The following is a 21,248-nucleotide window of genomic DNA, read 5'->3' as shown; positions in this document are numbered from 1 at the left end:
ACCGGCAAACCGATATACCAGTTATTATCCGTTACGATAACACTACGAATTTCAGGCCAAACCGCTGATTCCGGCGCACTTTTTAGGCGTTCACCTCAGGAATGTATGGATCGGGGGATTTTGGTTTAATATTTGGAGAATTCCATTTAAAAAGCAGGCAAAAACTAAGAAATCTGTTAGGTTTGCAGAAACAGAGCAGAATCATTTCATTTACCCTATTAACCCATTGCGCACTTGAATAAAGCAGTAAAAAAAGGCTTAAAGATCGTTGTAAAAATACTTGCAAGCATTCTTGTGCTGATCATCCTGCTCATCCTGTCGCTGAACCTGCCCTTTGTCCAGAATCTTATCAAGAACAAGGTGATTGCCTATCTCAAGAAGAAGACGGATACAGAGATCCGCCTTGAGCGCATCCGCATCGGGTTTCCAAAAGATCTTGAACTGAACAAACTGTATGTAGCCGATAAAAAAAAGGACACCCTGCTTTATGCTGAAAAGCTGGGCGTGGATCTGGATATGCTGGCCCTGCTCTCCAATCGTGTGGAAGTCAACAATATTGAGCTCGATACGGTGCGCGCCAACATCTATCGCCTCCATCCGGATACTGTTTTCAACTATCAGTTCCTGGTAGACTCCCTTATCTCCAACGAAAAGAAACCTGCAGAGGACGAAAAAAAAGACTCAACCTCCACCTTAAAATTCCGTCTTAACAAAATAACCTTCAATGATATCCGCATCCGTTTCAAAGATGATGTGGTTGGAAATGATGCGGGCATTATACTGGCCAACCTGGATGCCCGGGTAAAAACATTCGACCTGGATCAAATGCATTATGCGCTTAGTAAATTAGCGCTCAAAAATACCCGGTTATATTATTTCCAGAACAAACCACTTACTGTATTGCAACAGCAGGCCGATTCCAGTATTGATCAAACAGCGGCGAAAAAAGGCCGGCTACCGCTGATCGAATTCGGCAAGTTGGCGCTGGACAATGTATTGCTTCATTACAACGACGGCCTGTCCGATACCCGTGCCATGGCCAACCTGCATACGTTTCACCTGGAAGACCTGGCACTCGACCTTACAAATGGAGGCTATCGTTCTTCGGACGTATTGTTGCAAAACTCGGTGGTCAATTTTGCTTATCGCCCAACCCCATCCAATGAAAAAGCTATTCAAACTGCTGCCGACAGCACATCCGGTTCTCCTTTCCGTTTACTGCTGAACAAAGTGATCCTGGCCAACAACCAGGTAAAATATGATAACCTGTCAGAGAAGTCTACACCCGGACACCTGGATTTTAATCACCTTAATATAAAAGAACTGGGCCTTACCGGTAACAAGGTTGCAATCGACAGCAGCGGCATCAGGGCCGCCTTACTGGGCGGAAAGCTGAAGGACACCAGCGGTTTCGTCCTCAATGATCTGAAAGGTGTTGTTGTATACGATGACCAGCAGTTGAAGGTAGACGGGTTTATCTTAAAAACACCATATACCCAGATCGACAACAACAGCCTGCTGACTTATACGGCACAGGAGGATCTGAGCAAACACCCGGAGAAGGTCAAAATGGAGGTACAGTTCCGCAATACCATTATAGGCATGCAGGACCTTTACTACCTGATGCCATCAGTGCCTGCCAGTTACCGGAGCCGGCAGATCCGTCTTGCGGCGGCCTTTACAGGCTATCTGAACGATCTTGATATTGAAAAGCTGCAAATACAGGGGTTAACCAGCACCAGTATTGATATTGCCGGCGGGATCCGGGGATTGCCGGATATGAACAAAGCCATCTTTAACCTCAACCTGCGCAAGCTGCAAACCTCCAGGAGCGACCTGTTTGCCCTGATACCACCCAGCTCGATACCCCAAAGCATCGCACTGCCCAGCTATCTTTCGGCAAACGGAACATTCAACGGAGGCCTGACCAATTTCACTACAGCACTGCAATTAAAAACCGATATGGGTGGTGCCAACCTGCAGGCAGCCATGGGCGGCCCCAAAAACAGGGAAACCTATCGGGCCAAGGTGCAGCTGAACAACTTTAACCTGGGTCGTCTATTAAAACAAGAGGATCAGCTGGGAACTGTATCGCTCCTGGCCAATATCAGCGGACAAAGCCTGGATCCCAAGAAAATGCGCGCCAAACTAAACGGCACCATCTATCATGCCCGTTATAACAAATATGATTATAAGGACATCAAGCTGGAAGGCAGCTATGCCGGAAATATTGCAACCCTTAATGCCATCAGCAACGACAGCAATGCGCATTTCACCCTGGATACTAGAATAGATCTTAATAAAAAAACACCGGCAATCAAAGGAACGGCCGACCTGAAATATATCGATCTTCAAAAACTCCATTTCTATTCCGATCCGTTAAAGCTGGCCGGCCTGGCAGATATAGACTTCAGCTCAGTAGACCCGGATTACCTGAATGGTACTGCGATCCTTAAAAGTGTTCAGATTGGTTTTAATGAATCGGTTTATAATATCGACACATTAACGCTCCATGCAGTTTCTACCAAAGAACACAACGCGCTATCCCTGCAATCGGACTTTATTACCGCGCAATTCAATGGTAAATACCAGCTCACCCAGATAGGGCAGGCCTTTATTAACCAGATCAATAAGTATTACGCCTTTGCGCCTGCAAAAAAGATAACACCGCAGCAAATGCAGTTTCAGATCGCCATCACCGACCCAAAACTGATCCAAAAGTTTGTACCGGCGCTAACCACGCTTGATCCGGCCACCATCAGCGGGACCATTAATACGGCAAGCGACATTCTCCGGCTGAATGCCTTTTTCCCGCGTGTGGTATATGATAGTTTTGATATAAAGAATATCGTACTGAAGGCTGGCAATACCGACTCGGCAAGACTGGATTACGCACTGAACATAAAAGAGATCCAAAGCCCTTCTGTTAATTTATACAATGCGGAAGTAAGCGGAGCCGCGCTTAATAACCTGCTGGATGTAAATGTATTTTTAAGAGACCATAGTAATAAAGACAAGTACCGGATTGCCGGTCACTTTAAATCCATGAATGAAACCTACCAGTTCACATTGGACCCGCAAAAGCTCCTGTTGAATTACGATCCCTGGAAGGTAGCTCCCGACAACCTGATCCAGTATGGCAAGGCCGGCGTTTATGTGCGCAACTTTGAGATCAGCAATAACGGGCAATCACTGGCAATCAACAGCCGGTCGACCCAGCCCAACGCGCCCGTAAATGTGAAGTTCACCAACTTTATGCTGGAAACCCTTACCCGGTATGCAGATCAGGATACCGCAATGGTAGGCGGAAAACTCAATGGCGTGGTCGATGTCACCGATATTGCCACCAGTCCGAAGTTTGAGGCAGATCTTACCATTAACCAACTCCGGTACCAGAAAGATGCACTGGGTGATGCCGCCATAAAAATAAACAACAATACAGCTAACGCCTACCAGGCCGATATCCGCTTATCCGGTCTGCACGATCTGGCCGTAACCGGTTTCTACTATACCGCGCCCACAGGTTCGCTGGATTTGGATATTGCTGTTAACAAGATCGATCTGAGGCACATTGAAAGTATCAGTGGCGGCCAGATAAGGAACGGCAAGGGAATCCTTACCGGAAAACTTACTGCAAAAGGGCCTGTAAACAAACCGGCTATCCTGGGTGCCCTTGCCTTTAAAGACGCGGGGTTCAATATTGCACAACTCAACGGGTATTACCAGCTCAAAAATGAAACCGTACGTTTTGTAGCGTCCGGCGTTTCCTTTAGTAACTTCACCATACGGGATTCTGCTAACCAGCCACTAACCCTGGATGGCATGATTACGTTGCCCAACTTTTCCAACCCCGGCTTCAACCTTACGCTTCGCGCCAACAACTTCAAGGTAATGAACTCCACCGCGGCCGACAATGAGCTCTTCTACGGTACAGTGCTCGTCACCTTAAACGCACGGATCACCGGCGACCTGAACAAACCCAAGGTAAACATGCAGACGCGCATTAATAAAGGAACCAAATTTAATTTTGTAGTACCCAATGAAGATCCCCTGGTGGCCAGCCAGGAAGGCATCGTGGAATTTATCGACAAGGATGCGCCCCCGTTCAACGGCAGGCAGCCGGTCAATGTAGATAGTTTGACCCGCTCGCCGATTACCGGCCTGGATATTGCAGGAGATGTAACCATCGACAAAGAAGCTGAGATCACGATTGTGGTAGATCCGCAGAATGGGGATGCATTGCGCGTTAAAGGAGAAGCCGATCTCAGTCTCCAAATGGATCCCAGCGGCCGCACCACTTTAACCGGCCGGTACGAGATCACCGAAGGAGGATACAATCTGACCATCGGCGGACTGGCCAAACGGGAATTTAAAATCCAGCAGGGAAGTTCTATACAGTGGACCGGCGCCCCCACGGAAGCCAACGCAGACATCACGGCTATTTACGAAGTGAACACTTCGCCCATCGACCTGGTAGCGGCGCAGATTGAGTCGGAGAGTAATACCAACCGCACCATGTACCGGCAAAAGCTTCCCTTTTATGTATACCTTAAAATGAACGGCGAATTATTAAAACCCCGCATCAGTTTCCAGATCGATATGCGTGAAAGTGAGCGCAACGCCTTTAACGGCATTGTGTATACCCGGTTGCAACAGATCAATGCCAATGAAAGCGAACTGAACAAACAGGTATTTGCGCTCCTGGCCCTCAACCGCTTCATCTCCGACAACCCGTTTGAAAGCCTCGCCGGCGGTACCTCTGCGAGCGCACTGGCACGGCAGAGCGTAAGCAAGCTGCTTACCGAACAACTCAACAACCTTGCGTCCGACCTTATCAAAGGCGTAGACATTAATTTTGATCTTACCTCCCAGGAAGATTATTCTACAGGGCAGGAAAAGACCAAGACCGATCTGAATGTGGCCTTTACCAAACGGCTGTTGAACGACCGTCTTAGTGTTACTGTAGGAAATAATTTTGCATTGGAAGGTGCCAATACCAACCAGAGCGCGGCCCAGCTGGCCAGCAATGTAAACATCGAGTACCTGCTTTCACGGGACGGGCGTTATCGCCTGAGGGCCTATCGCCGCAACCAGACTGAGGGCATCATTGAAGGGCAGATCATTGAAACCGGCGTGGGCTTTATCATTGTTGTGGATTACAATAAGTTCAGGGAAGTGTTCCGGAGTTTCAGGAAACGGGATCAGCGACGCGGAACCGGCAACTTCAGCAATAACCGACAAAACAGGGGAAATGAGTAAATCAACAGATCAGATATCAGATATCAGGCATGGAATCTCAGCTACCGGACAACAGACAACAGACGTCTCAAATCTTAAATCTCCAATCTCAGATCTCAAATCCATTTATCACTTCACCTTGCTGATCCTTGCACTGTTGACCGCATCCTGCTCCGGTACCAGAAAGTTAAAACCCGGTGAGATATTATATACCGGTGCCACAATAAAATTAAATCCGGATACTCCGGCGGTTAAAGATCAAAAAAACTTCCAAAACGACCTGGAAGAAAAAGTGCGTCCCGTACCCAATAAAAAAATACTCGGCTGGCGGTATAAATTATTTTTTTACAATCTTGTCAGCGAACCTAAAAAACAAAAAGGGTTTAAATACTGGATAAAATACAAACTGGGAGAACCGCCGGTGTTAATGAGCCAGGTACGGCTGCAGAATAATGTAAACGTAATGAGCAGCTATCTCGCCAGCAAAGGCTTTTTACAATCCTCCGGTACCGGCGACACGGTCATTAAAGGAAAAACGGGCAAGGCTTTTTATCGGATCTATTCCGGGCCCCGTTACACGATGAACGCCATCAGCTTTCCCGCCGACAGCAATGAGATTTCTGCACTGATCCGTGCCTCTCAAAATAAAACATTGCTGAAACAGGGTCATTATTACGACCTGGACGTTTTTAAAGCCGAGCGTGAGCGCATTGATATACAGCTCAAAGAAAAGGGCTACTTCTATTTCAACCCGAATTTCCTGCTAATACAGGCCGACAGCACCATTGGCGGGAACCAGGTAGACATTGACCTGAAGCTTAAAAACGATGCTCCCAGGGCCGCCCTCCAACCCTATTTCATCCGCAACATCCATATTTATCCGGACTACAGTTTACGGCGTGATTCATTTACCCGCGCTTCAGAACCGGTACAGTTCAAAGATTTTACCATCTATGATCCCAACCACAAGTATAAGCCCCGCCTTTTTGAACACCTGATCTTTTTTCAGAAAGGCGAGCGGTATAACCGCACCGATCATTCACTAAGCCTGAACCGCTTGGTAAACATCGGCACCTTTCGGTTTGTAAAAGCAGAATTCAATCCTATCGATACTGCTTCCAGTAACAATATGGATGTCGACTTCCTGCTCACTTCTTCCAAGAAAAATGCACTGTCGCTTTCCGTAACCGGAACCAGCAAGTCTAATAATTTTATCGGGTCCGAAATAAAAGTAACCCATACCAACAAGAACGCATTCAGGGGTGCAGAACAACTCAACCTGAGCCTTTCAGGAGGGTTTGAAAAGCAGTTCAGCGGACAGCAGAAAAACCTCACCTCCTACTCGCTGGGTGCTGAGGCCCGGTTATTGTTTCCTCGCTTCCTGATCCCGGTTGCCGGGTTTACAACACACAATGCCTATGTACCCAAAACCCATATCACCATTGGGTCGCAGCTGTTAAACCGCGCCAATTATTATACCCTGCTTTCAGGCAAAGGAGAATTTGGTTATTTGTGGAAGGGCAACGAATACAATGAACACCAGTTCAATCCGCTTTCTGTAAGTTATATCCGCACAGCCAATACCACCGACAGCTTTAACCGGATGCTGGAAAAAGTGCCTACATTAAAAAACAATTTCGAGAACCAGTTCATCATCGGAACCAACTATACATACACATACAGCAACCAGGTAAAAAATGAGCTGCGCAACAATTTCCTGTTTATGGGATCGGTAGAATCGGCGGGCAATCTGATCAATGCTTTTCTCCGCAAAGATGAAGACGGCCGTAAACGACTGTTTCAAACGGTTACCAACCAGTTTGTACGCCTCGAAGCTGATTTCCGGGACTATTACAAGATCAACTCCAGCCTCATCTGGGCCAACCGTCTGAACCTGGGTTACGGAATCCCCTATGGCAACAGCTCGGTACTGCCCTACGTACGCCAGTTCTTTGCCGGGGGAAGTAATGATATCCGGGCATTCCGTTCGCGCTCCCTGGGCCCGGGCACATTTTATATCAATACTGACAGCCTGGATCTTTTTGCAGACCAGGGGGGCGATGTAAAACTGATGCTGAACACCGAATTAAGAGCCAAACTCTTCAGTGTGATCCAGGGGGCTGTATTTATAGATGCCGGCAATATCTGGCTGGCAAAAAAAGATACCAGCCGTCCGGGCGGACAATTCCGGTTTGGAAATGTGTTGAGCCAAACAGCCGTTGGTGGTGGTGTCGGTCTCAGGGTTGACGCTTCAATCTTTGTGGTGCGCTTCGACCTGGCCATGCCTTTCCGGAAGCCCTGGCTGCCGCCGGGTGAGCGATGGGTGTTTGATCAGATCCGCTTTGGTGATCCGGAATGGCGCAAAAAAAATCTTATATTTAATATTGGTATCGGTTATCCGTTCTGATACACTATGCCGGTTCCCCTGGCTCCTTACATGTTCGCATCGGCGGGAATCTGCTAGACGCACACCGGATCGAAGACCGATTCTTGTAAACATCAAACCGGTTCTTTATGAAGAAGATCCTCCTCCCTGCGCTGAAAGCAGGCATGCTTGTTGGTACGCTGGACATTCTTGCCGCATTCCTCCACTATTATTTGGCAACCGGGAAAAACCCGCTTTTTATATTCCGGTATATTGCCAGCGCCCTGCTGGGACCTGCCGCCTTTTCTGGAGGCACAGAAATGTATATAGCCGGGTTCCTGCTTCACTACCTGGTTGCATTAAGCTTCACTCTGTTTTTTTTCTGGCTGTATCCCCGGTTAGCCGTCCTCAGAAAAAACCCGGTTGCTACGGGCATCTTCTATGGACTTTTTATCTGGAGCGTTATGAATATCATTATTGTGCCTTTATCAAGGATTGGCAGATTTCCCAATACGGCCTCCGGCATTCTTATCAGCGCCTCGATACTGATCCTTGCAATCGGTCTTCCGCTGGCCTTTATCACCCGCCATTATTACCGCCGGCAACAATAAAATACATGAACGAACATTAGAGTGTATGCAGTTAAATCAATCCTGTGCCCGGCAATACCAATGGGTTCTCGAATCCCGCGACCGACTATTCACTTATCTGGAAACCCTGCCTGCCGAAATACTGCTCCGGGAAGTACCTGGTTTCAGCAACAGCGGCAGCATCCGCAACCTGCTGGTGCATGTGGCCAATGTATACCAACACTGGGCCGGCACCATCGCCCTGAACAAAGAGATCCCTTATGCGGCATATGAGCAATGCACCACCATCGCCCGGATCCGCTCACTTTATAGCACTATTGATCCCCTCGTAAATGAACTACTGCGGAAAAAAACACTCATAAATGAACAGATCCCGTTTTCACTCAACCAGGAGCAACGCTTCACTTCCCTGTTCCGGATCTTTACCCATGTGGTTACCCATGAATTCCATCACAAGGGGCAGATCCTTACCATCAGCCGCCTTATGGGTTATGCACCGGTAGATACCGATATCATTCATTAGTTCCGCCGGACAAAACAGTCTGTTAGTTTTAATATAACGTACTATTCGGGGAGCAGCCAGGCAGTTATCATGAAATCGTTCATTATATTTAACAGAAAAAAGCCCGATATTGCACAAACCCTTCCGGCGCTCATCCTACCACCGGTGTTATTTTATAGGCACATCTCCGGGCACCTTTCAAAATATGATCCACCCGTTCTACTTCGGCGGTTTTACCCAGTATCGTTTTAAAGGTTTTTAATTCTGACGCACAAAACCCCTGGCAACTGGCTGCGGCGGCGCAGATCGGGCAATGATTTTCCACCAACAGGAAGCCATCCCCTTCCTTTTTGACATCTGCCATATATCCCTCCCTGCTGCGGATCGCCGCCAGCCCCTTCAGCCGTTCCTTCAAACCGGCCCTGCCTTCCAGCTCCTTCAGGTATCGCTCCAGCCCGGCTTTTCCATTGGTTGCAATGACTTTGTCCAGCGCCGGCTGTCCCAGCGTCGCCCGGATCGATTCTATCAGTCTTACCGTTAATTCCGCATGCATATCCGGAAAACGGGCATGCCCCAGATCCGTCAGCGCCCATCTCTGCTGTGGTCTTCCCCGGCCTTTCGATTCGGTTGTAGCGGTTACCAGTCCCTCTTTGGCAAGCTTGAGCAAGTGGAACCTTGCCCCTTCCACCGTAATATCCATCTCCGCTGCCAGGTCCAGCAAGGTTTGTGGCCCCCGGGTTTTGATGATCCCCAGCGCTTTTTCATTATCAGGAAGATTATTATGCATAATAAACAAAGTAATTATTTATTTAAATGCAAATTTAGTACTTTTGCCGGACTTGAAACACAAGGAAACGGATATGCAGGATTTCCGGAACATCATACCAAATAAAGTAGCTCTTTCGGGCATCACAGGAGTCAATCTGCTGGATTATGCTCCAGACGACCAGTTTCTGGATTTTGACATCACGCCTTTTTGTTACCGGGGTTTGATGCTTAAAGAAAAGGAATTCAAAACGGAAATGGAGGCGGTTAACTGGGCTCAATATATGGGAAGTTGTGTATCGGTTTACTGTTCTTCCGGTGCCATTCTTCCACAGTGGGTATGGATGCTCATAGCTGCAAAATTACAGCCATTCGCAAAAAGCATTATATTTGGAAGCACGGAAGTGCACAGAACGGAACGCTGGATTGCAAACATTGAAGCTGCGGATTTCAGCAGTCTGAAGGGGAAGAAAACAACCCTTCGTGCAAACCCAGCTGTGCCGGAAGCCGTGTATATGAAGGCTACAGAAAAATTAATGCCCCTGGTACCAACGCTTATGTACGGCGAGCCCGGGCTGCCAAAAGTTATTTATAAGTTACGGAAATCAACAACAGAAGCAACATCATGAATATATTAGTATTAAACGGATCATTGGATCAACGGGAAGGATCGACCCCCACAAAGCTTTCTGCCTACCTGAAACAACATCTCGAAGCCCAGGGCGCTACGGTTTCCATTTTCAACCTTGTTGAATCCGGCATTCCTTTATTTGATTATACCTTGCAAAAGATTCCCAACGGTGTTCAGGTAATGCTCAACCTGTTCCGGAATGCCGATGCACATATCTGGCTCACCCCGCTTTATCACGGCAGTATGACCGGTGTAATGAAGAACTGTCTCGACTGGCTGGAGCTGAGCTCCAAGGAAGAGCGCCCCTACCTGATCGACAAGCTTATCGGGCTGATCTGCTGGGCTGATGGAGGACAGGCCATGCAGGGCATCAATGCGATGGATGCGGTGGCTAAATCATTAAGAGCCTGGCCCGTGCCATTTAGTGTTCCCATTGTGCGCAATGCCCTGTTCATGGCACCGGATTACCAGGAGATTACCCAAGAATATAAAAACAAGATCAACCTGTTGACCAGTATCATTACTTCCAAACGGGTGGTTACTATTTAATGCGGGGAGCTTTACTAGGGAACCTGAAATATAAAAACGGAGTGGGTATCAGGTGAAAATGCGGGAATTTGAAAATTTGGGAATGTGAGAATTTGAAAATTGGAAAATGTGAGAATGAAGATGCCGTTCCTGCTCCTGGATCCGCCCTATGTTCGATATCTCCCAAACATTAGCCGTTTGACATTTGATGTTAACGCGAAAAAGTTTTTCTGCCACAAAAGCAGTCTTCAGCTTCAGTTATCCCGAAGGAATCCAGGATCGAAAATCAGAACCCCACTTGAACCGGCGAACGGGCAACAGTCTGTGGATCCAACCTCAACATTAAACAAATAGACACATCAAGCATAAAACGGATCCAGCCTGAAACTTTAAACAATTTTCTCCGATAAATAGTGATGCCACAGGATCATCGTAGCAATGGTACGATGCGGCGCCCATGTTGCGGCAACCGCAAGCAGCGTTTCTTTAGGCGTATCCTTGTCCAGGGACTTCAACCGTTTCAGAGCGTTTACCGCTGCAAGATCTCCTACCGGGAAGATATCTGCACGTTGCAATACAAACATCAGGTATACATCAACCGTCCAGTTGCCGATTCCTTTTAAAGCGGTCAGCTTCTCGCGGATCACGACATCCGGCAACCGGTGCATGCCGGCAAGGTCGATCGTGCCGTTGGTAATGGCCTCCGCAAGCCCACGGATATAGCCGGCTTTTTGACGACTGACGTAGCAGGCGCGCAGCGCTTCATCATTCAACTTTAATATAGATTCGGGACTGATATGCCCCGTATGCTCCTGTAATTTTTTTAAAGCAGCCAACGCTGAGGCCAGTGACACCTGCTGCTCCAGGATAATATGCACCAGCGATTCAAAACTATTGGACCGGGTCCACATCGGCGGATGCCCGTAGGTTTCCAGAACACCCGCCAGATGCACATCCTTTTGGGCAAGCTGATTGCAGATACGCTTAAATGTTCTTTCAGAAAAAGATCGGATCATAAACCGGAAACATTACCACAGGTTTAGCTGCGGTTTTGGATTTTCAAGATTTAACAGATAAATTTTACGTGGCAGGCCTCCACCGAAGCCGATCATCTTACCGTTGGCACCAATGACGCGGTGACAAGGTACAATAACCGGAACCGGGTTTTTATTCAACGCACCGCCAACAGCCCTGACATTCTTTATATCTCCCGTCCGCCGGGCCATTTCTCCATAACTGATGGTTTTCCCATACGGGATATCAGTCAGCAATGCCCAAACCTTTTTCTGGAAATCGCTGCCCTCCAATTTTACAGGTACCGCAAATGCCTTTTGTTTTCCCAGGAAGTATGCATTTAGCTGGTGCTCCGCCTCCAGCAGCAGTGGGTGCGCGGCATCCTTAAAAAAATGCGCTTCGCTGACGTATGTTTCACTGATCCGCCATTGCACCCCTACGAGGTGAGTGGCAGTAGCCACCAGGCGTATCAGACCCGTGGGCGATTCCATTTCTTTGTAAAAATGAGGTTCCATCTGCACACTAAAATACACTATTCCGGCAGATTCTTTACCAGCACCCGTATTTACGACGTTCTAATTCTGTTTTAAACTCAATAAGCCATAATTTCCGGTTCCAGCATTTAGAACACAGCGCTCCTGCAGGTATAGCGCTGCTGAATTTTGCCATTTTAATAATATTTCACACCAGAGCACATCCGTTTCTTCAAGATGACCGGTTTCAGCATCAGAACGGCCAACAGGACGTACCATTATCGTCTAATTTTCATTCGGATTTTGTTATTTTGCTTTACCTGTAATGGACCATGTACCTGTTATACCCGCAATGCAGCCACTCCGGCTAAGAAAACTGCAATCCGCAGATGCACTCCCCTTTGGTTTATTATTGCTGGCGGATGAAACAGTAGCAGCCATAGAAAAATACATCTATGATTCAGCCGTATATGTGCTGGCGGATGCAACGGAGGTGGTAGGCGTTGCTGCCTTATATCCCTTATCAGCCGATGAACTGGAAATAAAAAATATCGCAGTAGCGGCATCGCATCAAAACAGGGGCGTTGGTTCCGTTTTGATTCAACAAATCCTTGAGATCGCCCGTAAACAACAATACAAGACCCTTATCGTAGGAACTGCCGATACAGGATTGCGGCAAATCCGGTTTTATGAACGCAATGGTTTCAAAAAGTACGCGCTCCGGAAAAACTTTTTTATTGAACAGTACCCCCAGCCCATTTTTGAAAACGGCGTTCAGCTAAAAGACATGATCCTTCTGCGGCAGCCATTGTAAACTTTGTAAACTCGTAACGTAATGACGACACTTATCATTCGCGACTATGAGCAAAAGGACCTCGCTGCGGTAACCGGGCTCACCAATCAGCTGGGCTATCCTACCACAACAGCAGAAATGCAACTTCGTATGAATGCCATCTCGGAGCATGCGCAACACCGGACCCTGGTAGCAGTAATGGATCACCGGGTGGTTGGATATGCCGGGCTGACAAAGGGATGGTACTGGGAAAAAAACGAAAGCTTTCTCAGGATCCAGACACTGGTCGTGCATCAGGATCACCGGAAAGCAGGTATCGGAAAACAGTTACTGGAAGCAGCTGCACAGCATGCCCTTACTATTGGCGCCAATGACCTGTTGCTGAATTCCGGCAACCGGCCCGAAAGAAATGCCGCACACCGGTTCTACCCAAAGATGGGATTTGAAGCTACTTCTACCGGTTACGTAAAAAAAATCGCCCGCTGACACCACCGCAATACAAAATGCATTTGAATTGGTGTTTACAAAATTCCGCAGATTTGTTACATCATTTACAGAATTGGTAAGTAAATGAGTGTCAATTGTTAGCGTTCTGTTAGAATCGCATTTCGGGGCTGTTTTTTTTGTACAGAAAACAATAGAATGTAACTTTGCTATGTGTTGCAAACGCGTTTCATAGGATTCATATTGCTTCTGGTCGCCTTCTTTATGGCACCGGCAATCACTGCATACGCTTGTGAAATGCCGCAAGTAAAGCAACCTGTAACTGCAGAATCTTCACATATTAAGAAACACGATACCCGGCAGAAGACCGCCTGTTGCGATCATTCCTCCGCTGCGCATCAGCAGAAAAAACACTGCACGCATGACAATTGCACCGACAATAGTTGTCATCCCGTTTCCATTTATAGTTTGCATGCAGTTAGCCAGGTCGGAATCACCTCGATTCCGCCCATAATAGCCCACCACTGCGTTGGGCGCAACCGGCTGAAACTGTCTTTTTATGCCTATGCTATATGGCAGCCGCCCCGATTGTGTTAATCAGTTTTCAGAGGTAGATGACACCTCGGCTTCAACAGCTATTCATTCTGTATGCGGTTTCGCTGCATACCATTCTTACACTGATTAATCATACAATTATGCAATCGATAAAAAATATATCGCTGGCCCTGATGATGGGGCTGGCCGCCACGTTCTCCTATGCACACGGACAAATCAGCCATTCGAAGACTGTAACTGTAACCATCCGGGGAAATGCAACGGCTTGTAAAACGCTCATCGAAAAGGCGGGCACACAAAAAAAACAGGCCTTATTAACCTGGGACCCAGCTACCCAAAAAGCGACCCTGGTTTACAACCAACATGCCACCACAAAAGATGCCGTGTTAAGACGGGTGACCCTGGCTGGGTTCGACAATGAAAGCTACAATGCACCTGTTGAAACCTACCAGATACTGCCGGAGACCTGCCAGTATAAGGGAACGATGACTCAACAGGAACACAAGAGCCATTCCCCTTCCGGAGCAACGCGTGATGCGGCCGCCGTATCTGTATTAGACTCCGTGTACAAAGCCTACTTTGCCATCAACAATGCCCTGGTCCAGTCGGATGCAACGGTCGTTACGCAAAAAGCCGGCGAATTGAATACAGCGGTTAAGTCGGTAAAAATGGGAGCATTAAGCAGCAACGAACACCAGGTATGGATGGCGGTGATGGGTGATCTGCAAAAGCAAACAGCCGCATTGCAATCGGCCGGTGGCATCGAAAAACAACGCGCCGTATTTGCTTCACTTACTGAAACCATTTACAAGCTTGTAAAGGCCTCTTCAGTACCATATAAAATATACTACAATCATTGCCCCATGTATAAGGGCAGTGCCAACTGGCTCAGCAGTGAACAGGGAATCAAAAATCCTTATTACGGTGCAAAGATGCTGACCTGCGGTTCCACAAAAGAAACAATCCCGTAACGGGTTAGGATGCCGGCAGGTGTCTGATCAGCAGTTCAGTACTGCCAGTATCCAATCCATTCCCCAACAATCAATTTCTTATAAATGTATTATAGGTTTAAGGCGGGAGCTGCTTTTTTTTCAGTATTCCTGTTTACATTCAATATACACGCCCAACGCGTAAAGCGGTACGATCTGTATGTAACAGATACCATGGTCAACTATTCCGGGAAACACAAAATGGCGATTGCGGTTAACAGTCAGACTCCTATGCCCACCCTTAAGTTTACGGAAGGTGATACTGCAGAGATTGTGGTACACAACCGGTGAAAGAGCCAACGGCCCCGGTGGGCATTGAATGCCGAATGGAAGCTGGGATACAGGCTCAAAGGGATCATGAGATCGAAGCCAATTTTGGCCGCTTCCTGGGGCAGATGCAATGGTTCCACCCATTTGTGGGCATTGAATGGAGGTATCAGAAAGACCGCCACGAAGAGCGGGACCTGTTTGGACAAAAATTCAAACATGACGGTAAGCTCCGCTACACAGCCGCCTTCGCCTATATCCTTCCCTGGCTGGTGCTCCTGCAAACACAGATTGATACAAAAGGACAGGTGCGCGTCGAGCTGGGCCGGGAAGATATCCCGCTTTCCAAACGTTTACAAGGTGCCTTTTCCCTCGACAGTCGCAGGGAATACATGAGCGGGCTGCGTTACATCGTTACAGGAATTTTAGCGTGTCTGCCAACTATAATACCGAATATGGTTTTGGAGGGGGATTGGTGTTAACTTACTAGCACCTGCCGGAATGCAAAAGGCCACTCACGGATTACGCGGGTTTCCACAGATCAACCTAATATCATACTACTTCTGCGCAATTCTAAGAAATCGGTGCGCACAAACCTATGGAGCACACCCTATCATTTTTTTAAAAATAAATACCATTATAATATGAATCGCTTTACAAAAACCAATCTCATTATTTGTATAGTTCTTGCCCTGGCAGCCTGCAATAGCACATCTAAAAAGCAGGAAACAACAAGGCAGTCCCCGGCGGCTGCAACAGCGCAGGCCTTGCCGCAACCGGGAACTGCCAACTATAAAAAAGGAGACCCGGTGCCTTCCAACCTGGTATGTATGGTCAACAATGCCTTTATGAATAAAGAACAAATTGCTGTACCGTTTAATGGCAAAACCTATTATGGCTGTTGCGAAATGTGCAAAAACCGGATCCCACAGGATGCCGCCGTACGCAAGGCAACCGATCCTGCAACAGGAAAAGTAGTGGATAAAGCAGCCGCTTATATTGTGATCACCGGCGATAATGGCGAGGTTTCTTATTTTGAAAGTGCAGACACCTACAAAAAACTTGCGCAGAATCAATAAACAACCATCTTGAAACTTGGCAATTGTTATGAAATTGCCATATTTGATGTTTAAACATTGTTTTTAGAAAGAACCTTTTAATTTTGTTCCCAGTTTTTTAAAATAACACGTAAATATGAAACAAACAATCTCCATTTTTGCACTGGCGCTCACACTGGCCGCCTGTGGGGGCGCTTCAAGCGACCAAGCCAAAACCAACGAAAAACAGGAAGCTGCTGTAGCTGCAGGTAGTTCCTATGCAATTGATACCCTGGCTACTACCGTAGATTGGCGGGCAACCCACAAGGGTGGATTTGCACCCCGTTTTGGTATAATCAGTGTAAACGACGGATCGCTTTCCGTTGAAAATGGCGCCATCACTGCCGGCAATTTTACCATTAACCTGGGAGGATTAAAGGTAGACACGGCATCAGTTACCGAACCCGGTAAAAAGGCAACGGATCTTGAAGCACACCTGAAAAGTCCCGATTTTTTTGATGTGGCCAAATATCCCACCGCAAAATTCGTGATTACAAAAGTAGCCCCATATGACAGTGCCCAGCAAAAAAGCCTGTTACCAGGTGCTACCAACCTGATCAGCGGTAACCTTACCTTAAAAGACAGCACCCTGAACATCACCTTCCCGGCCCAGGTAACCGTAACCGATACAGAAGTAAATGCAACTGCAAAATTCACCATCGACCGTAGCGCATGGGGAATCAGCTATAAAACAGACGGCAGCCCCGAAAACTGGATGATCAGCAAAGACGTTGAGGTTGGGTTCAACCTGAAGGCCGCGAAGAAATAGGCAGATAACTATTTGCGGTGAAAGGCTGCGGTCAGATATTTTCACGGCGCAGTGAAAAGTTTGTAACGAAAAACTGTCAACCAAAGCCGGGTAATCAAGGAATATAGCGATCTGCATACGCCTTCTTAAAACCGGCAGACAATTTAACCCCGAACCTTTTCCACCGCTAACTACCCCCAATATTAAAAAGAGGCTGTCTTCAAATAAGCAGCCTCTTTTCTATTCCGGTAATCTCTGATAATGAAAACCCACGGTTACTTCCGTTCTATTTTTTGGTAGTACTAAAAGATCCCCCTCCATTAGCTGCATCCCCGTGCCCCCATGTGCCGGTAATTGTATGATTACTCAACGTTCCGGCAAATGACATCTTTTCATTGTAATAATCGGTTACGCTGAATGATACCTGGTCATTGGTAAGACTATAATTGCCTTTACACTGGTGTTCAGCGGGCGCCGATAAATCGCCAAAAAACAAAGTAACTTTTTTGTCTTCGCTAAATTTAATGGCAAGCGGATCGGGACCATTGTTCTTAACAATAAATGTTCCCGACCAGGTACTGTTGGCAAGAGCATCAGGGGAAGTTACATGATCTCTTTTACAGGATATGGCTGCCGCAATTAACACAAAGCTTAGTGTGATGAATAGTTGTTTTTTAAAGATCATCGTTTAAGGATTTTATAGTTTATGTATCCGGGAATACCGTTTTCAATGATGTCCCTGTTACAGAATGGGTGCAAATTATAACCATACAATGCAGGTTGCTAATGGGCTTTAACGAAATAGCTGTTTGAGTTAATAAAGCAGATCTGCCGGTTAAACAAGCCGGCTTGTTGTGCGCTCCGGTGATAAAACACGGACAGAAACATTATCGTTTAGCCTTTTCAAAGTTTACCAGGGATAGCAAAAAACAGACAGATCAAATGCACCGGCTGGCATGCCCTTTCACACGCCGCCACATCAGCTGGCGAACTTTCATTCCATAGTACTTCCTGTATATTTTAGACACAAACGCAACAGGCCTTGTAGCATCAACCTTCTGTTTCGTTAATCCCGAAGATCTATTTGTTAAGTCCTCCGGTTGCATCTTCTTCCGGTAATACATCTTTACAGGACTAAACTTAAAAATCAAGTAAAATGAAAAATGTACTAAAAAAAGCCTGGGTGGTCCTGGGACTTACAACAATGACATTTACAGCCTGCCAAAAGCCCGGCAGTATTGTGAACAAAGGATTTGACGCCGCGCTTTTTGCGAAGAACATGCGGGAAAGACTCAATGGAAAAACAGTTGGATGGTCGTTTGCCATTTCCCAGAACGGGAAAATCGTTCAATATGATGCAGACGGTTATGCACGCCTCAGCACGAACAACCCGGAAGTAAAGTACACCTATACCACCCGCCAGGCCATTGGCAGCTGCAGCAAAACCATCTCGGCGCTGGCGCTCCTGGGCGCGCTGGAAGCGAAACATCTTGATGAGTATACTTATCTTGCAGACCTGCTGCCTTCATCATGGGACATTGCCCTGGAAAACCGGAAGATCAGGGTGATGGACATGCTTACGCATAAAGCGGGTCTTACATACTTCGGCAACGACTATGCATCGCTGCGTAAAACGATGAAAACACCTACCACCGGCTTCGGTTATCTGACCCAGAAGAAATACGATAACGTCAATTACCTCCTGTGCCGTGTTTTAATTCCATGCGTAGTAAACGGCAAAGAGAGTTACGCGAACATGACCGATGAGCAGGCCGATGAAGCGGTATCCCAGGCCCATCGTGATTATGTGCGCGAAAAGATCTTCAAAGTAGCAGGGCTGCCGGACTGGCAAAAAATCAATATCGGCCCCTGGAACGCCAACGGATCCATTACTGAAGCCGCACCCGACCGCCAGATGACGATGTATTATAACTATTCCCAGCCCTTGCTCCCGGGCATCATGGCGTATACTACCTACAAGGATGCCGGTGCAGGCGGCTGGTTCATCAACACCCCGGAAATGGCGCAGGTATTGCTGACAGCCGAGGCCGGAAAATACGTATCGGGCCTGATGCTGGATAAGATGAAAGATCTGCTGATGGGCTACGATGGCTTTGTTACCGGCGAACGGGGCGATTACCACTGGAAGAACGGTTACTGGTACGATGATCAAAAGCGCGGCATTTTTACAGTAATCATGCACTTTCCCAACAATGTGCAAATTGCATGGCATACCAATTCTATCCAAACCGATATCGGAGATCCAATGGGCATAACCGGTAAAGCCTATGATAATGCGTGGCGGTAAGTGTGAAGCATCTTTTGAGCCACTGTTTTATTTATAATAAATCTTCCCGCTTTAACATCCGATCGTTCGATCGGATGTTTTGTATTTACAGGATCGGCCGCACATCATGGGCCATGGCCTGTAAAGTACTAATGCGATGAAACCACCTTCAATCCCACAATCGAAGCAATCAGGGTGGTGATAAAAAACAATCTCCAGAAGGTAGCCGGCTCCTTAAACACCAGGATGCCCATTAATGCAGCGCCCACCGCCCCAATACCCGTCCACACCGCATAAGCCGTTCCAATCGGAAGTCCCTGAATGGCTTTCATCAGCAATAACATGCTTGCGGTAAGCGCAATAAAAAAACCGGCGTACCACCAGTACATAGCGGCCCCTGTTGTTTCCTTTGCCTTGCCCAGGCAGGAAGTAAACGCCACTTCACACAAACCCGCGATGATCAGAATAATCCAGTTCATATATTTTTATTTACGGCAAAGTTCCGGCGTCTGGCCGGATTAAAATTTTACAAATGATAAATAATGGATGCACTAATGCCCGCTAATCACGCGCAGATCTGCGGGGAAAAACACCTCCAGAAAATCTCGCTCAACGGATCTCCGACCGGATCCGGCTCAGGCTTACCTGCGTAATGCCCAGGTAAGAAGCAATATGACATAAGGGAATCCGTTGCAACAGATCCGGACTATCCGTCAGCAGCTCCCTGTATCGTTGTGCAGCCGTTTTAAACTGCCGGGAGATCAGCCGCTCTTCTGTTTTGATCAGTTCCCTTTCCGCAAATTTCCGCCCCCAGTTAGCAATCTGCAGGTCTTGCTGGTATAGCTGTTGCAGCGCTGCTGTCCGCAGTTCATACAAAATACAGGGCTCCATCAGCTCAATATGTTCATACCCTGGTTTGCCCGCCACATAACTGTTCATCGATACAATGGTTTCGCCCTCGCTGCCAAACCAAAAAGTGATTTCATGGCCACCGGTATCGGCATAGGCTCTTACAATACCGCTCTTGATAAAGTAGAGATACGGTTCCACCCTTCCCGCACGCATTAGTAAATGATGCTTTTCGAACCTCACCTCCTGCACCTGACCGATGACCTTTTCACGGGTCTCCTGAGGTAACGGATATACCTGATCCAGTATTTGTGTAAGCTGCATCCCTAAAGATTGTACGTAAAAGCAACTAAATTAAACTATTTCCCGGTTCCTTTGCCGCGCCGCAAAAAGCAATATCGTTAAAACCGTACCGCTTTCCATATGGGCGGTTCCGTGGCGAAAACCTTCCCCGTTAAATCAGACCTGAACGGATCAAAAATTCCTGGCCCCGCTCAGCATTCAGTATATTTACCCGAACAACCGGCCCCAAAGCGTATCCGGTCATCAAATCAAAGTGGTTTCATCAGTAATAAAATCCATCGCCTGCTTTTCCAAATTATGAATCCGTTTCTTCCACACATTAAAGGATAACAGGATCAACTGAACCATAATCACAGAACTAAATACAAGTATCAGCCCCTTTTCTTTTGTCAAATTGATGGTGGACATAAAAAAGATAATGATGGAAACGGTGTATAAAACGGCAATGATTACAGAAAAAACAGACAGGCGTTTTAAACGCATAAGGTATTCCTGAATACCATCTTTCAAATTTGTTTTTTGTATTGGCTTCATTATGGAAACAAAGCCAATAACATCGTTGGCTATATATAAAAGCAAGCCGGTGATCAGCGCCAGGTTTGCATAAAATGGTTTTTGGCCCCCATCAAACCAATCATAATAAACAAATAAAATAAACAGCAGGGCAATCACCTCAATAATCAGCCGGGTTCGTATCTTTTTCATTGACGGATGATTGATCATTTTCGTCATTCGCAGCAGGTCTGTTTCGCTTTTGAATGCTCCCCCCGCCTGTTGCCATCCCGATTTCAGTTCTTTCAGATCCATAAT

General features: G+C 47.0%; 21 protein-coding genes. 14 read left to right on the top strand and 7 right to left on the bottom strand.

Annotated features, from left to right (window positions below):
- The first annotated feature begins 234 nt into the window (after nucleotides 1-234).
- From LL912_RS24515 to LL912_RS24500, 4 genes are all read left to right on the top strand, one after another.
- Nucleotides 235-5,259, top strand: a complete 5,025-nt coding sequence (locus LL912_RS24515) for a translocation/assembly module TamB domain-containing protein (RefSeq protein ID WP_235556270.1) — start codon at nucleotides 235-237, stop codon at nucleotides 5,257-5,259.
- Complete coding sequence (gene tamL, locus LL912_RS24510) at nucleotides 5,252-7,645, top strand: translocation and assembly module lipoprotein TamL (protein WP_235556269.1); 2,394 nt, start codon at nucleotides 5,252-5,254, stop codon at nucleotides 7,643-7,645. Before LL912_RS24515 ends, tamL begins: the two co-directional genes overlap by 8 nt.
- Nucleotides 7,646-7,752: 107 nt before the next feature.
- Nucleotides 7,753-8,214, top strand: a complete 462-nt coding sequence (locus LL912_RS24505) for a DUF1440 domain-containing protein (RefSeq protein ID WP_235556268.1) — start codon at nucleotides 7,753-7,755, stop codon at nucleotides 8,212-8,214.
- Between the two features lie 25 nt (nucleotides 8,215-8,239).
- Nucleotides 8,240-8,716, top strand: coding sequence for a DinB family protein (locus tag LL912_RS24500; RefSeq protein ID WP_235556267.1), 477 nt, complete (start codon nucleotides 8,240-8,242; stop codon nucleotides 8,714-8,716).
- Between the two features lie 130 nt (nucleotides 8,717-8,846).
- Here the strand turns inward: LL912_RS24500 and LL912_RS24495 are convergent, their stop codons facing one another.
- Nucleotides 8,847-9,482 carry a helix-turn-helix transcriptional regulator gene (locus LL912_RS24495; protein ID WP_235556266.1) on the bottom strand — a complete coding sequence of 212 codons (636 nt, stop codon included), beginning with the start codon at nucleotides 9,480-9,482 and terminating at the stop codon, nucleotides 8,847-8,849.
- 43 nt (nucleotides 9,483-9,525) lie between these two features.
- On the opposite strand from LL912_RS24495, the gene LL912_RS24490 reads away from it, so the two are divergent.
- Both LL912_RS24490 and LL912_RS24485 read left to right on the top strand, forming a co-directional pair.
- On the top strand, nucleotides 9,526-10,089 hold the full coding sequence (locus LL912_RS24490; RefSeq protein WP_235556265.1) for a DUF2480 family protein: 564 nt from the start codon (nucleotides 9,526-9,528) through the stop codon (nucleotides 10,087-10,089).
- Entirely contained in the window at nucleotides 10,086-10,640 is a 555-nt protein-coding gene (locus LL912_RS24485; protein ID WP_235556264.1) for an NADPH-dependent FMN reductase, read from the top strand. Before LL912_RS24490 ends, LL912_RS24485 begins: the two co-directional genes overlap by 4 nt.
- 368 nt (nucleotides 10,641-11,008) lie before the next feature.
- Here LL912_RS24485 and LL912_RS24480 read toward each other — a convergent pair whose 3' ends face one another.
- Together LL912_RS24480 and LL912_RS24475 are read right to left on the bottom strand one after the other, a co-directional pair.
- A complete protein-coding gene (locus LL912_RS24480) occupies nucleotides 11,009-11,635 on the bottom strand; it encodes a DNA-3-methyladenine glycosylase family protein (RefSeq protein ID WP_235556263.1) in 627 nt (208 codons plus the stop codon).
- 12 nt (nucleotides 11,636-11,647) lie between these two features.
- Nucleotides 11,648-12,148, bottom strand: coding sequence for a methylated-DNA--[protein]-cysteine S-methyltransferase (locus LL912_RS24475; protein ID WP_235556262.1), 501 nt, complete (start codon nucleotides 12,146-12,148; stop codon nucleotides 11,648-11,650).
- 283 nt (nucleotides 12,149-12,431) lie between these two features.
- Between LL912_RS24475 and LL912_RS24470 the strand changes: the two genes are divergently transcribed.
- The 7 genes from LL912_RS24470 to LL912_RS24440 all read left to right on the top strand — a co-directional run bounded on the left by LL912_RS24470 (nucleotide 12,432) and on the right by LL912_RS24440 (nucleotide 17,020).
- A complete protein-coding gene (locus LL912_RS24470) occupies nucleotides 12,432-12,920 on the top strand; it encodes a GNAT family N-acetyltransferase (protein ID WP_235556261.1) in 489 nt (162 codons plus the stop codon).
- Nucleotides 12,921-12,941: 21 nt separating this feature from the next.
- Nucleotides 12,942-13,385, top strand: coding sequence for a GNAT family N-acetyltransferase (locus tag LL912_RS24465; protein ID WP_235556260.1), 444 nt, complete (start codon nucleotides 12,942-12,944; stop codon nucleotides 13,383-13,385).
- A 653-nt stretch (nucleotides 13,386-14,038) separates the two neighbouring features.
- Entirely contained in the window at nucleotides 14,039-14,869 is an 831-nt protein-coding gene (locus tag LL912_RS24460; RefSeq protein ID WP_235556259.1) for a DUF3347 domain-containing protein, read from the top strand.
- Nucleotides 14,870-14,953: 84 nt separating this feature from the next.
- Nucleotides 14,954-15,178 (top strand): multicopper oxidase domain-containing protein, encoded by a 225-nt coding sequence (locus tag LL912_RS24455; protein ID WP_235556258.1) that lies wholly within the window; start codon nucleotides 14,954-14,956, stop codon nucleotides 15,176-15,178.
- A gap of 35 nt (nucleotides 15,179-15,213) precedes the next feature.
- Nucleotides 15,214-15,636, top strand: a complete 423-nt coding sequence (locus LL912_RS24450) for a hypothetical protein (protein WP_235556257.1) — start codon at nucleotides 15,214-15,216, stop codon at nucleotides 15,634-15,636.
- 162 nt (nucleotides 15,637-15,798) lie between these two features.
- Complete coding sequence (locus LL912_RS24445; RefSeq protein ID WP_235556256.1) at nucleotides 15,799-16,233, top strand: hypothetical protein; 435 nt, start codon at nucleotides 15,799-15,801, stop codon at nucleotides 16,231-16,233.
- Nucleotides 16,234-16,348: 115 nt separating this feature from the next.
- On the top strand, nucleotides 16,349-17,020 hold the full coding sequence (locus LL912_RS24440) for a YceI family protein (protein WP_235556255.1): 672 nt from the start codon (nucleotides 16,349-16,351) through the stop codon (nucleotides 17,018-17,020).
- Nucleotides 17,021-17,285: 265 nt separating this feature from the next.
- Here LL912_RS24440 and LL912_RS24435 read toward each other — a convergent pair whose 3' ends face one another.
- A complete protein-coding gene (locus LL912_RS24435; RefSeq protein ID WP_235556254.1) occupies nucleotides 17,286-17,684 on the bottom strand; it encodes a hypothetical protein in 399 nt (132 codons plus the stop codon).
- Between the two features lie 471 nt (nucleotides 17,685-18,155).
- Between LL912_RS24435 and LL912_RS24430 the strand changes: the two genes are divergently transcribed.
- Nucleotides 18,156-19,307 carry a serine hydrolase gene (locus LL912_RS24430; protein ID WP_235556253.1) on the top strand — a complete coding sequence of 384 codons (1,152 nt, stop codon included), beginning with the start codon at nucleotides 18,156-18,158 and terminating at the stop codon, nucleotides 19,305-19,307.
- A 128-nt stretch (nucleotides 19,308-19,435) separates the two neighbouring features.
- Here LL912_RS24430 and LL912_RS24425 read toward each other — a convergent pair whose 3' ends face one another.
- The 3 genes from LL912_RS24425 to LL912_RS24415 form a co-directional block, all read right to left on the bottom strand.
- Nucleotides 19,436-19,765, bottom strand: coding sequence for a DMT family transporter (locus tag LL912_RS24425; protein WP_231008162.1), 330 nt, complete (start codon nucleotides 19,763-19,765; stop codon nucleotides 19,436-19,438).
- Between the two features lie 130 nt (nucleotides 19,766-19,895).
- Nucleotides 19,896-20,459: a Crp/Fnr family transcriptional regulator gene (locus LL912_RS24420; protein WP_235556252.1), complete on the bottom strand. Its 564-nt coding sequence runs from the start codon at nucleotides 20,457-20,459 to the stop codon at nucleotides 19,896-19,898.
- A 222-nt stretch (nucleotides 20,460-20,681) separates the two neighbouring features.
- Nucleotides 20,682-21,245, bottom strand: coding sequence for a hypothetical protein (locus tag LL912_RS24415; protein ID WP_235556251.1), 564 nt, complete (start codon nucleotides 21,243-21,245; stop codon nucleotides 20,682-20,684).
- Nucleotides 21,246-21,248: the final 3 nt, after the last annotated feature.

Origin of the sequence: Niabella agricola (assembly GCF_021538615.1) — a bacterium.
GTDB classification, from domain to species: Bacteria; Bacteroidota; Bacteroidia; order Chitinophagales; family Chitinophagaceae; genus Niabella; species Niabella agricola.
This window is presented reverse-complemented; position numbering and strand designations above follow the sequence as displayed.

What these genes read in the sequence shown, in the direction of transcription:
- LL912_RS24460 (WP_235556259.1), top strand. Translation starts at nt 14,039, where the DNA reads ATGCAATCGATAAAAAATATATCGCTGGCCCTGATGATGGGGCTGGCC.
- LL912_RS24430 (WP_235556253.1), top strand. Translation starts at nt 18,156, where the DNA reads ATGAAAAATGTACTAAAAAAAGCCTGGGTGGTCCTGGGACTTACAACA.
- LL912_RS24485 (WP_235556264.1), top strand. Translation starts at nt 10,086, where the DNA reads ATGAATATATTAGTATTAAACGGATCATTGGATCAACGGGAAGGATCG.
- LL912_RS24470 (WP_235556261.1), top strand. Translation starts at nt 12,432, where the DNA reads ATGGACCATGTACCTGTTATACCCGCAATGCAGCCACTCCGGCTAAGA.
- LL912_RS24500 (WP_235556267.1), top strand. Translation starts at nt 8,240, where the DNA reads ATGCAGTTAAATCAATCCTGTGCCCGGCAATACCAATGGGTTCTCGAA.
- LL912_RS24480 (WP_235556263.1), bottom strand. Translation starts at nt 11,635, where the DNA reads ATGATCCGATCTTTTTCTGAAAGAACATTTAAGCGTATCTGCAATCAG.
- tamL (WP_235556269.1), top strand. Translation starts at nt 5,252, where the DNA reads ATGAGTAAATCAACAGATCAGATATCAGATATCAGGCATGGAATCTCA.
- LL912_RS24420 (WP_235556252.1), bottom strand. Translation starts at nt 20,459, where the DNA reads ATGCAGCTTACACAAATACTGGATCAGGTATATCCGTTACCTCAGGAG.
- LL912_RS24455 (WP_235556258.1), top strand. Translation starts at nt 14,954, where the DNA reads ATGTATTATAGGTTTAAGGCGGGAGCTGCTTTTTTTTCAGTATTCCTG.
- LL912_RS24450 (WP_235556257.1), top strand. Translation starts at nt 15,214, where the DNA reads ATGGAAGCTGGGATACAGGCTCAAAGGGATCATGAGATCGAAGCCAAT.
- LL912_RS24425 (WP_231008162.1), bottom strand. Translation starts at nt 19,765, where the DNA reads ATGAACTGGATTATTCTGATCATCGCGGGTTTGTGTGAAGTGGCGTTT.
- LL912_RS24445 (WP_235556256.1), top strand. Translation starts at nt 15,799, where the DNA reads ATGAATCGCTTTACAAAAACCAATCTCATTATTTGTATAGTTCTTGCC.
- LL912_RS24475 (WP_235556262.1), bottom strand. Translation starts at nt 12,148, where the DNA reads ATGGAACCTCATTTTTACAAAGAAATGGAATCGCCCACGGGTCTGATA.
- LL912_RS24440 (WP_235556255.1), top strand. Translation starts at nt 16,349, where the DNA reads ATGAAACAAACAATCTCCATTTTTGCACTGGCGCTCACACTGGCCGCC.
- LL912_RS24495 (WP_235556266.1), bottom strand. Translation starts at nt 9,482, where the DNA reads ATGCATAATAATCTTCCTGATAATGAAAAAGCGCTGGGGATCATCAAA.
- LL912_RS24505 (WP_235556268.1), top strand. Translation starts at nt 7,753, where the DNA reads ATGAAGAAGATCCTCCTCCCTGCGCTGAAAGCAGGCATGCTTGTTGGT.
- LL912_RS24465 (WP_235556260.1), top strand. Translation starts at nt 12,942, where the DNA reads ATGACGACACTTATCATTCGCGACTATGAGCAAAAGGACCTCGCTGCG.
- LL912_RS24415 (WP_235556251.1), bottom strand. Translation starts at nt 21,245, where the DNA reads ATGGATCTGAAAGAACTGAAATCGGGATGGCAACAGGCGGGGGGAGCA.
- LL912_RS24435 (WP_235556254.1), bottom strand. Translation starts at nt 17,684, where the DNA reads ATGATCTTTAAAAAACAACTATTCATCACACTAAGCTTTGTGTTAATT.